We start from the raw sequence: 10,565 nt of genomic DNA on the forward strand, positions 1-10,565 counted from the left end.
GATGCCGGGCAAGAAGAAGGCGTCGAGCGCGCAGGCCGAGTTCCGCAACACGCAGCTGAGCGACGCGTTGCAGACGCAGGATGTCGCGGCCGTCGCGTTCGCGCTGCGTCATGGCCCGACAGTGGTGCCGCTCATGCGACCCGGTGCGCGGGACAACCCCCTCGACGTCGGCGAGGTGTGGACCTACCGCGACCCGGCGAACGGCAATGTCGCGCTGCTGCTGTTCAGCGACGCGGCGCACAAGCCGGCCACGCTGCCGAAGGAGGTGGCGCTGCAGTCACCGGCCGCCCTGCTCCTCTTCCTCCGGGCGCACCGTGACGAGCTGACGACGGTGTTCTTCGACATCGCCGGGCCGCATCCCATGCAGGCGACACCCGACGATCTGATCGCGGCGCTCGAGGCCTGAGCGCGGCGCGACCGCGAGCCGCGATCGCTGCGAGAGCGCGGTACCGCCGCGCCCGAGCGCCCGCCCGCCGCGGCGCCGCTCAGAACCCTGGTTCGCCCTCGTCGCGCGTGCGGGCGGCGATGAGCGACGGATGCCGCAGGGCCTTCGCGATCGTGCCGACCGACGCGTCGAGCACGGTGCGGTAGCCGAGGCGCTCGGCCTCGCTGCGGCGTTGCGGCGCCTGGGTGACGTGACGGATCTCGCCTGCGAGGCTCAGCTCGCCGATCGCGGCGACCTGTCGGGGCACGGCGCTCTCGCGGACGGCCCCCGCGACGGCGATCGCGATCGCGAGGTCGGCCGCCGGCTCGGTGAGGCGCACCCCGCCGACCGTCGAGACGTAGACGTCGCAGTCCGAGAGCTTGACGCCCGCGCGCCGTTCGAGCACCGCGAGCACCATCGCCACGCGAGACGCATCGACCCCGCTGACCACCCTGCGGGGGTTGGGTGCGCCGGTGTGGATCGTGAGGGCCTGCACCTCGACGGGGAGTGCCCGGCGTCCCTCCATCGCGATGGCGACGCAGGTGCCGGCGACGGGGGCGCCGGTGCCGAGGAACAGGGCGCTGGGGTCGGCGACCTCGACGATGCCCGATCCGGTCATGTCGAAGCATCCGACCTCGTCGGTGGGGCCGAAGCGGTTCTTGAGCGCGCGCACGAACCGCAGCGAGGTCTGCCGGTCGCCCTCGAAGTGGCAGACGACGTCGACGAGGTGCTCGAGGATGCGCGGCCCGGCCACCTGGCCGTCTTTCGTGACATGGCCGACGATGATGATCGGCAGGTCGCGCTCCTTGGCGACCCGGATCAGGGATGCCGCCACCTCGCGCACCTGCGCGGGCTGGCCGGCGGCGCCGTCGGAGAGCGACGAGGTGACCGTCTGCACCGAGTCGACGATGACGAGGTCGGGTCGGGTCTCGTCGATGTGGCCGAGGATCGTGGCGAGGTCGGTCTCGCTGGCGAGGTAGAGCTCGTCGTGCAGCGCGCCGGTGCGCTCGGCCCGCAGTCGCACCTGAGCGGTCGACTCCTCGCCGCTCGCGTAGAGCACGCGTCGGCCTGCGCGGGCGCTCTGCGCGGCGACCTCGAGCAGCAGCGTCGACTTGCCGACGCCGGGCTCGCCGGAGAGGAGGATCGCCGCCCCGGGCACGAGTCCGCCGCCGAGCACACGGTCGAATTCGGCCACCCCGCTCGTGCGTCGCGGGGCGTCGCGGGTGTCGATCGTCGTGATCGGTCGCGCCGAGCGCGTCGGCGCGGTCGCGCTGACCTGCCGCACGATGCCCGTCTCGGTGGCGGCCTCGACGACCGTGCCCCACTGCTGGCATTCGGCGCAGCGGCCGGCCCATTTCGCCGTCGTCCACCCGCACTCGGTGCAGCGGTAGGCGGGCGGAGCGGCCTTGCGGGTCGGCATGCGTCCAGGTTAGGTCGCGGGTGCGACATCGGCGCCCCGCGCGGTGACCGGCGCGGCGACTATCGCAGCGAGGCGGCGACGGCGCCGAGCGCGTCGGCCGAGCGGCGCAGCAGGCCCAGCTCGCTGGGCGAGAACGCGCTCTCGCGCACCGGCACCGCCCCACGGGAACTCACGATCGACGGCACCGAGAGCGCGACCCGATCGACGCCGTGGAAGTCGCTCAGCACGGTCGAGACGGGCATCACGGCGTGCTCGTCGCGCAGGATCGCCTCGATGATGCGGGCGCTCGACAGGCCGATCGCGTAGTTGGTCGCGCCCTTGCCCTGGATCACCTTGTAGGCCGCGTCGCGCACCTCCACGGCGATCTGGTCGAGCTCGTCGACGGTCATCGGCGGGTGGCCCGCGCTCTGCCAGTCGAGGATCGGCACGGTGCCGATCGTGGCCGACGACCACAGCGGGAACTCGGTGTCGCCGTGCTCGCCGACGATGTAGGCGTGCACGCTCGACGGCGACACCCCGGCGCGCTGCGCGAGCCGCACCCGCAGCCGGGACGTGTCGAGCACGGTGCCGGAGGCGAAGATCCGCTCGGGCGGCAGGGCGGTGGCCTCCTGCGCGAGCACTGTCAGCACGTCGCACGGGTTCGTGACGATGACGTAGATGGCGTCGGGGGCGACCTCGAGCAGCTGCGGCATCATCGTGCGCAGGATGCCGGCGTTCACGCCGGCCAGTTCGATGCGCGTCTGCCCCGGCTTCTGCTTCGCGCCGGCCGTGATCACCACGACGTGCGAGCCTTCGGCGACGCTCACGTCACTGCCGCCGATGATGTCGCTCGACCCGGTGAACTGGGTGCCGTGCTGTAGGTCGAGCACTTCGGCCTCGACCTTCTCGGTCGCGACGTCGTACAGGGCGACGTGCCGCGCCGACCCGCGGATGAGGGCGGCGTAGGCGGCGCTCGACCCGACCGCTCCCGCGCCGACGATGGTGACCTTCGAGTTCTCGATCGCGCTCACGGGGTCAGTCTGGCAGTGACGGATGCCCCGTGCCCCCGGTTCGCACCGTGTTAATCGACCAGACGGCCCGGCGTCGCGCGAGCGGTCGTAGCCTGTGCGAGGAGACGGGTGCGGCATCCGTCGGATCGGAGCGCGTCATGGAGTTCGGACTGCACATCGCTGATTTCACCTGGAAGACCGGACCCGCCCAGCTCGGCCCTGCGCTCGCGGCGCACGTGCGCAATGCGGAGGCCGCCGGCATCCAGCGACTGACCGTCATGGACCACTTCTGGCAACTGCACGGTATCGGCCCGGAGGATCACGAGATGCTCGAGGCGTACGCGACGCTCGGCTTCATCGCGGCCCACACGGAGAAGGTGCTGCTCCACACTCTCGTCACGGGCGTGATCTACCGGCATCCGTCGCTGCTGGCGAAGCAGATCTCCACGCTCAACGTGCTCTCAGGCGGTCGCGTCGGGCTCGGCATCGGTGCCGCCTGGAACGAGCAGGAGTGCGTCGGGCTCGGGTTCCCGTTCCCGCCGGTCGCGCAGCGCTTCCGCGAGCTCGAGGAGACCCTGCAGATCTGCGCGCAGATGTGGTCGGACGACGACGGGCCGTTCGAGGGCAGGATCTGGCAGCTCGAGCGCACCATCAACTCGCCGCAGAACATCACCAAGCCCTACCTCATGATCGGCGGCGGCGGGGAGAAGAAGACGCTGCGCCTCGTCGCCGAGCATGCCGACGCCTGCAACCTGTCGGCGATGGCAGACCTCGAGGTGCCCGCGCACAAGCTCGACGTGCTGCGCGGCCACTGCGACGCCGTCGGCCGCGACTACGACACGATCGAGAAGACCGCCATGATCGCGGTCTCCCCGGCCTCGACCGTCGACGACGTCGCCGAGCGGGTGGAGGCGCTCGCCGGCCTCGGCTTCACAGCGACCTACGTGTTCTCCGTCGGCATCGACGAGCCCGCGCGGGTGGTCGACATCGTCTCGGATGTCGCAGCCCGCGTCGCCTGAGACGGCAGCGTCAGACGGGCGCCGATTGGCGGCATCCGTCGCCCTCACGTACACTCGTCGGCGGTGACGTGTCCGAGCGGCCGAAGGTGCAACTCTCGAAAAGTTGTGTAGGGTAACCCCCTACCGTGGGTTCAAATCCCACCGTCACCGCCATTTTTATCCCAGATCAGCGCCCTCTTTTAGGGCGCTGATCTGCGTTGTGGGAAAGAATTGGGAAGAGCCTTGGGATTCCCGAAACTGCTTCCTATCTGGGGTTTGGTGCTGCTGTGACTCGCGCCGGGTGCGGGAGCACGGAAGTCCCACCGTTAGTCGTGGTCAGAGCGGCTCGCCCGTGTGACCACTCGGAGACTCGCGCCCTCGGAGGCGCCGCGTTCGCGGGACGGGATCGTGCGGTGCCTGTGGCCGCGGTTGCTCCCGGTCCGATGCGCCGTCAGGATCGCATCGTGACGCACTTCTGGCGGACCGACGCGGGCGAGTACCTGCGACTGCATCGGCGAAGGATGGCGTCGCTTCGTGTGACGATTCCGACGGAAGCGCCAACCAAGAAGACGCGACGGGCCTCGCGCGAGAAAGCGCGGCAGATGCTTCGAAACTACTTCGAAACGGACGCGCTCGCGCGGTATGCGCGGGGTCGGACAAACTGGCCAAAGCCACGAGCGGACATCGCCCTCGACATCTTCGTTAGTAGCGCCTCGCGCAACGGGCCCAGGATCGACAACGCGTGTAAGTGGCTCCTCGACGAACTCACCGAGCTGGTCTACAAGGATGACCGGCAGGTCAAGCTGCTCTTCGCTCGGGTTGGTCGTCCACACCTTGATGTGGAGACTCTCGCCGCTTTCTGGGGAGACGATGCCCCTCCATGGATCGCTCAGCGAGAACGTCGAGGCGCGGAGATCTGGATTACCGCGCAACCGAAGGCGAGTGTGCTCGATGATCTCCGCGTCGCGCAGACGCTTGAGGAGAGGTGGGATCCGTTCAAGGCGGTCTACGGAACGCAAGACGTATCTATGTTCGACGCTGGCTTCGAGCGCGATGAGTTGGTGGACTACCAGCGTACGTTCGACCCCGCGGTAAAGACGCAGCAAGCTCGGTTCCGGCAGATTGCCAGTCAGATCGACTACCTCGATCAGGCTCAACAACAGCACCACGTGGACCTTGTCTTCTCGTCGCTATTCACGGAATTCCCCGTCGATCGATTCGGCGTATGGAAGCACGCAAGTGCACGCCTGTCTCACTGCCCATACATCTTCAACTTGGGCACGCTGCCCGAGCGCGGCGAAACAGTCGAGTTCGAGCGACGGCTTCGCGAGATTCTCGAACACCGACGAGATCAGTTCCCGCGCTTGCTGCCGCTTCGCGCACGGAGTGGCATCTCGATGATCCTGTTCGAGAAGAAGGGCCACTCGAAGGATCTCGACAATCTCGTGCAGCAGACGCTCCCGGCGATTATGGACGTTCTACGGCCGCCCCGACGTGATCATCATGGGTGGTTGGCCGATGAGCCCGACCTTCGCGACAGTGCCCTCGACATACCGTTCATCGAGATCGCCGCGATCCCGGCAGATCAATCGGACATGCCGGCGGGGTCGCTCGTCATGGGCCTCTCGAGCGGCGATCGATACTCAAGCTGGTGGTCGCTCGTTGGGGACTACGTCGAGCGAAGGCTCGAGAACGCGTACCCCTAAGCCGTCGTCACGTTGCTATAGGTGAGTTCGTGACGCCCCGATTGGCTTAGCGGCAACGCGCCCTGTCTGTCCGACAGTTGGTCGGCGGCGAGTGGGGGCGAACGCGTGGATGCGGGCTCGGGGTTCGGCGTACTCCGCTTCGAGTTCATTGGCGCCGCGGCCGGGCGCGCTCGACGGAGTGTGGGTCGCGCGTGTTTAGGCGACCACTTCTCATCGTTACTCGAAAGCTACTGTAAAGGCCCGCAATGCTCGCGATCCGCGTGATTCCGCCAATCTCAACCTCAATGTCGCGGTGCTCCAAAGTTACTCTGAAGGGGTGAGCTCGAAGGATGTCGACCGTGCACTGGCCGCGCCGATCGGCGAGGTTGGCCCCAAGCTGCTTTCGCTGCCCGAAGGGCAGTGGTTTGACCGAAAGTCTGTGAGGTCCGATGTCAAGAGTCTCGCACCGGTACTCGTCGCTCTCGCCAATGCCGACGGGGGTGTAGTTGTCATCGGGCTTCACGACGGCATCGTGGAAGGAATCAAGAGCAATCCCGGGCGGATCAATGACTACCGGCAGGCGGCTATCGACCACACCGTGCCACCGGTGCGCTGCACCGTCGATCAAGTGGGCTGTGTCAACTCGCGCGGTGAGACCGACTCCCTAATCGTGCTTCGGGTGGACCCGGGCGAGGTAGTGCACGAGACGAAGTCCGGAGATTGCTATCTCCGGATTGGCGACGAATCGCGCAAGCTGGATCACAGCCTGCGTCAGGAGCTGGCCTTCGACCGCGGACAGGGTCATTACGACGGACAGCCGGCGGATGGCGTTCGAGTTGGTGATCTGGACGAACTACTCCTCCGTCAGTTCAGAGACGCAACCGGCGCGAAAGGGAGTTTTACACGACTACTGCAAGCGAGAAGTCTCCTAACTAGACAGGGGGACGTCACCAATGCCGGGTACCTTCTGTTTGCGCCCGACCCAGGGAACCTCTTCCCCCAGGCGCACATCAGAGTGATCCGATATCTTTCCTCGCAACGAGGCAGTGGGTCACGACTGATGGTCGACGCCGAGCACGATGTTCGAGTAGAAGGACCGATCCCTCGCCAGATCGAGGAGGCCGCCAGGGTCATCGAACGCCTGATACCTAAGCGCCGAGCCCTGAAAGCGTCGGGGTTATTCGAGGACGAGCAGATCGTTCCGCGCGATGCGTGGCTAGAGGGAGTGGTCAATGCTGTCATTCATCGCTCGTACAGTCTGGGGGGAGACCACATCCGAGTCGAGATCTTCCCGGACCGTGTCGAGGTTGAGAGCCCCGGAAGATTCCCCGGGCTCGCCGACCTGCGAAAGCCACTAGAGATCGGTCGCTTCGCCAGAAATCCGCGCGTAGCGCGTGTCTGCGCTGACCTCCGTATCGGCCAAGAACTCGGCGAAGGTATCCGCCGTATCTTCGACGAGATGCGCCGAGTCGGACTAACTGATCCTGTTTATCGCCAAACGCAGTCGTCTGTAAGGCTCACGCTCGCCGCGGTCGCGAGGCTTGATCCGTCGGTCGCGTCTCGTTTGCCGTCACGAAGCCAAGATGTGTTGGATCTGCTTCGCGCGACCGCAGCCGAGCTGGGGACGGGAGAGATCGGGGAGGCGCTAGGAATGAGCCGGCCCACTGTGATGAAGAGATTGAAGGCCCTGCAGGAAGAGGGGCTCGTGCTCTGGGTCGGAAAATCCGCGCGGGATCCGCGAGCAGTCTGGAAGCTTGAGTAGCCGATGCTCGGGATCGACCGCCAACGGATCAATGCCCTCACAGAAAGGACCGTGTCTAATGCGAGTAGATAGGGCCACGTTGCAATCTGATCCGATCACGATTAGCAGCGTGCTCGGCGCGGGCGATGACACTCACACTCCGTGATTCGTCGGGGGGATTGACCTTCGAGAGCGACTAATCGACGCGAGACTCATCGCCCGGACGTCCGAGTGCGGTCTACTTCTCGAGCTGCGGAGGCGCGACGACATGCGAGAACATCTCTCGGGTAGTCCTCGCTGCGACCCTCACTGGAAACCATCGCGCCGAAAGGCGTTTCAGAATTCGAGCGCCGCCGACAGGTGGCGTGAGCGCCGCGGAAGGAGCGGTCGGATTCGCGCCGTGCGGGTCGCGCATCGCACAATGGGCGGAACGCACAGCGGATGTGCGCGGCTCCGACCGGGGGGAACAGTGGCCAAGACGATACGGGCCGATCATGCGGATGCGGGCTACCGCACCGGCGGACGAGGCGGTGCGTCATGACGATCGAGCGATTCATACTGGCGTTGCCGGTGCCCAAGCGGGATCTCGCTGAGTGGCACGAGCGCCTGTTGCGTCTCGGAAGCGCGGACGACGTGGCCGAGCTCGAGATCGTCGGTTCCGCGAGCACGAAGAATCCGCTCCACGACGGGCGGGCGATCCAGTTCGTGCTGACCTGGGGAGCGGTTCCGGCGGCGTCGAAACTCGTCCTGTCGGAAGGCGCGCCCGACGGCTGGGCGGCCTATCTCGAGGCCTCCCAGCTCGTGACGATCGCTGCCGTGCTCGCCGACGTGATCGTCGACGCGGGCGGCGCAGACCTTACGGCCGAGATCACTGAGCACGCATACGAGCTGCTCGAGCGGTACAACCGGCTGGGCGACGTCGACTTCGCCGAAGGCGCGGCATCGGCGTACATCCTGCTGCCGAGCCATGTTCCCTCGCTGAGTCACAGCCCCGACCTGCACGCCTTCGAGAACGGCGAGTGGCGCGTCGACGAGGAAGCACGCACCCTCTATCACGCGCTCTGGCCCGAGCCCGACAAACCGTCGAGCGTCCGCGACGCGTTGTTCCACCTCGGCGAGAGGCGGATTCTCACCGAGAAGGGGAGCTCGTTCGTGCGCCGCTTCGCCGGAGAGGGCCAACCGGAGTTCCGGACGCTGGCAGAGCGCACGGTTCGTCCTCGCGGCCGCGCGCGGGTGGCGGCGATGGATTACCGCGTGCGGGAGAAGACACCCGAAGACGAGCTGGGCGAGGTGCTGTTCGAACTCGTGCAGAACACGCAGTGGCACGGCAGGGATGCCACCTCTCGTAGCGGCCGTTCGCTGCGCGTGCTGCGGTTCGCGGTTGAGCGCTATACCGCGGAGGATCTTCCCGCCGTCCGCGCGGAGGACGCCGCACTGGCAGACTACCTCGCCTCGGCGCTCCAACTGGCCGACGCGGACAGGTCGGGCTCGTCGCCCGTGCTCGTGCTCGGAGTCGTGAGCATCATCGACGACGGACTCGGACTCGCCCGATCCGTGGCCGGTAACCTTGGCAAGCTCGACGAGCTGGACGAACAGACCGAGGTCGTTCTGCTTAAGACGGCGCTTAACAAGACGGTGCGCACGAGCTTCCGGGGAACGGGCAACTTGGGCTTGCCGCGCGTGCAGCTGCTCATGACCAACCTGCGCGGGTTCATGACCATCCGCACGGGTTCGCTGGAACTGCACCGCGACTTCATCGCGCGGCCGATCCGCCCGCGGCCCGAGTCGCCGCTGTTCACCGAGTGGGTACCCGAGGACTACGACGACTTCTATGCGGGGCCTCGCGTGGGCACGGACGTCACTCTGATGCTGCCGATCGATTACACGTTGGGGGACGTGAACCATGAGACGAACGCACGTCGATAACGACGCCTTCATCTTCGCGACCGACGTGACCATCGACGGCGGGTACCGCACGACGGTAGCCGTGCAGTGGTCGGCGTTCCCGTTCCCGGCGGCACCCGCCCACCTCACCGCGATCGACCGCTTCCTCACGCCGCGCCCTGAAGTCGCCGAGGCGTGGTTCGTCTTCCCGACCGACGCGCGAAAGAGCTTCGACGATCTGAGCCAGCTCGACGAGTTCAAGAACCGCGCGCTTCACCTCGGCCTCGTGCACTATCGACTGTTCGAAGTGAGCGAAGGCGGATCCTGGACGGAGGTGCCCATCGGTGCTCTGCCGCCGGGCTACGAGCCGCTAGTGCTCGATCCGGTGATAGTGCAGCACGTGCAGAGCGATGGGATGCGGCAGATCTTCCGCGATACCGAATCCCTGTCGCCAGCGAGCGCCGGCTATCACTACGAGCGGCCCGGCCGAGGGCACTCGGAGGTTTTCATGCGGACCTCGCAGTCGGTGGCGCGCGCCCAGCACGCATACTTCATCGCCATGTGCATGCTGTCGCTGCTCACGCCCACCCCGGGCGCCCGCCTGTTCGCCGACACCGGCGGCATCATCCCGCTCCTGCACGCAGTGAAAGACCTGTGGGCGCGGATGGATTCGAGGGTGAGCGGCGTCTCCGTCGACACGTTCGGCGGCTACGAGGGCTATGAGGACAATCTCAAGCTGGTCCCGAACCGGGATTGGGTGGTGATCTCGAGTTCGAGCTCGGGCTCGCTCGCGCACGAGCTCGTCTCGCGCGGCTACGCGCCCGCCAACCGCATCGTCACGGCGTTCTACCTGTCGCGGACGCCGCCGCTCGCGGAGAACGGCGCGGTACTGTGCGACCTATCGAACCTCGACGAGCCGTACGTCGAGTCGGTGCGCGATCCGCGCCTGCGGCCCCACGACTCGTACCGCGTGTCGGAGGACCAGCACTGCGAGTTCTGCGAGCAGGGAAGCCATCCGATCGAGCTGATCGGCGACAGCTTCTTTCCCGCTCCGACGAACCTGAAGCTGAGGATGCCGTCGATTCTGGACCGCCCCCTGAACGGAGAGCGCAAGCGCCCGAAGGCGGTGATGAGGAACTTCGATCATGAGGAGTACTTTCGGGACTTCTACGGCCTCGGCGCGATCGTCGGGCCGGGAACCGTTTCGCCGAGCGCCGGCTCGTCGGACACGGCCCTGCAGTACGGCGTGTCCACGCGCCTGTCGCACCTGCTGGCCAGCGACGAGGCGCGCTCGGCGGGTGTGAGAGAGCGCATCCTCGTGGCGCTCGGGCTGATCGTGGACGATGCGGCGACGTGGGCTGACCCCGTTTCGTAGGTCCAGTCGTTATGAGAGTCGTCCTGTTGTCCGCGGTCGCGGGCAGGGA

Annotated in this window: 8 protein-coding genes and 1 tRNA gene; 7 read left to right on the top strand and 2 right to left on the bottom strand. The window is 66.8% G+C overall.

Annotated elements, in window-relative coordinates; genetic code table 11:
* The first annotated feature begins 1 nt into the window (after position 1).
* On the top strand, positions 2–406 hold the full coding sequence (locus BGO15_RS13155; RefSeq protein WP_045247370.1) for a hypothetical protein: 405 nt from the start codon (positions 2–4) through the stop codon (positions 404–406).
* 79 nt (positions 407–485) lie between these two features.
* Here the strand turns inward: BGO15_RS13155 and radA are convergent, their stop codons facing one another.
* Both radA and BGO15_RS13165 read right to left on the bottom strand, forming a co-directional pair.
* A complete protein-coding gene (gene radA / locus BGO15_RS13160) occupies positions 486–1,844 on the bottom strand; it encodes a DNA repair protein RadA (RefSeq protein ID WP_056518850.1) in 1,359 nt (452 codons plus the stop codon).
* Positions 1,845–1,903: 59 nt separating this feature from the next.
* The gene (locus BGO15_RS13165; RefSeq protein WP_056206424.1) at positions 1,904–2,854 is read right to left on the bottom strand and encodes an L-lactate dehydrogenase; all 951 of its coding nucleotides are present in this window, start codon (positions 2,852–2,854) and stop codon (positions 1,904–1,906) included.
* A 47-nt stretch (positions 2,855–2,901) separates the two neighbouring features.
* On the opposite strand from BGO15_RS13165, the gene BGO15_RS13170 reads away from it, so the two are divergent.
* The 6 genes from BGO15_RS13170 to BGO15_RS13195 all read left to right on the top strand — a co-directional run bounded on the left by BGO15_RS13170 (position 2,902) and on the right by BGO15_RS13195 (position 10,516).
* Positions 2,902–3,852 (top strand): LLM class F420-dependent oxidoreductase, encoded by a 951-nt coding sequence (locus BGO15_RS13170; RefSeq protein WP_235557384.1) that lies wholly within the window; start codon positions 2,902–2,904, stop codon positions 3,850–3,852.
* Positions 3,853–3,914: 62 nt separating this feature from the next.
* Positions 3,915–4,005 (top strand) — tRNA-Ser (locus BGO15_RS13175).
* Positions 4,006–4,295: 290 nt separating this feature from the next.
* The gene (locus BGO15_RS13180) at positions 4,296–5,537 is read left to right on the top strand and encodes a RusA family crossover junction endodeoxyribonuclease (protein ID WP_056206426.1); all 1,242 of its coding nucleotides are present in this window, start codon (positions 4,296–4,298) and stop codon (positions 5,535–5,537) included.
* Positions 5,538–5,853: 316 nt separating this feature from the next.
* Positions 5,854–7,278: an ATP-binding protein gene (locus tag BGO15_RS13185; RefSeq protein ID WP_082482985.1), complete on the top strand. Its 1,425-nt coding sequence runs from the start codon at positions 5,854–5,856 to the stop codon at positions 7,276–7,278.
* A gap of 516 nt (positions 7,279–7,794) precedes the next feature.
* Entirely contained in the window at positions 7,795–9,183 is a 1,389-nt protein-coding gene (locus BGO15_RS13190) for a hypothetical protein (protein ID WP_056518847.1), read from the top strand.
* Between the two features lie 265 nt (positions 9,184–9,448).
* On the top strand, positions 9,449–10,516 hold the full coding sequence (locus BGO15_RS13195; protein WP_162238317.1) for a hypothetical protein: 1,068 nt from the start codon (positions 9,449–9,451) through the stop codon (positions 10,514–10,516).
* Positions 10,517–10,565: the final 49 nt, after the last annotated feature.

Source organism: Microbacterium sp. 71-23 (assembly GCF_001897265.1).
Taxonomy (GTDB): domain Bacteria; phylum Actinomycetota; class Actinomycetes; order Actinomycetales; family Microbacteriaceae; genus Microbacterium; species Microbacterium ginsengisoli.

Excerpts from the sequence above, each read along its gene's own strand:
- BGO15_RS13155 (WP_045247370.1), top strand. The coding sequence starts at position 2 with ATGCCGGGCAAGAAGAAGGCGTCGAGCGCGCAGGCCGAGTTCCGCAAC.
- BGO15_RS13190 (WP_056518847.1), top strand. The coding sequence starts at position 7,795 with ATGACGATCGAGCGATTCATACTGGCGTTGCCGGTGCCCAAGCGGGAT.
- radA (WP_056518850.1), bottom strand. The coding sequence starts at position 1,844 with ATGCCGACCCGCAAGGCCGCTCCGCCCGCCTACCGCTGCACCGAGTGC.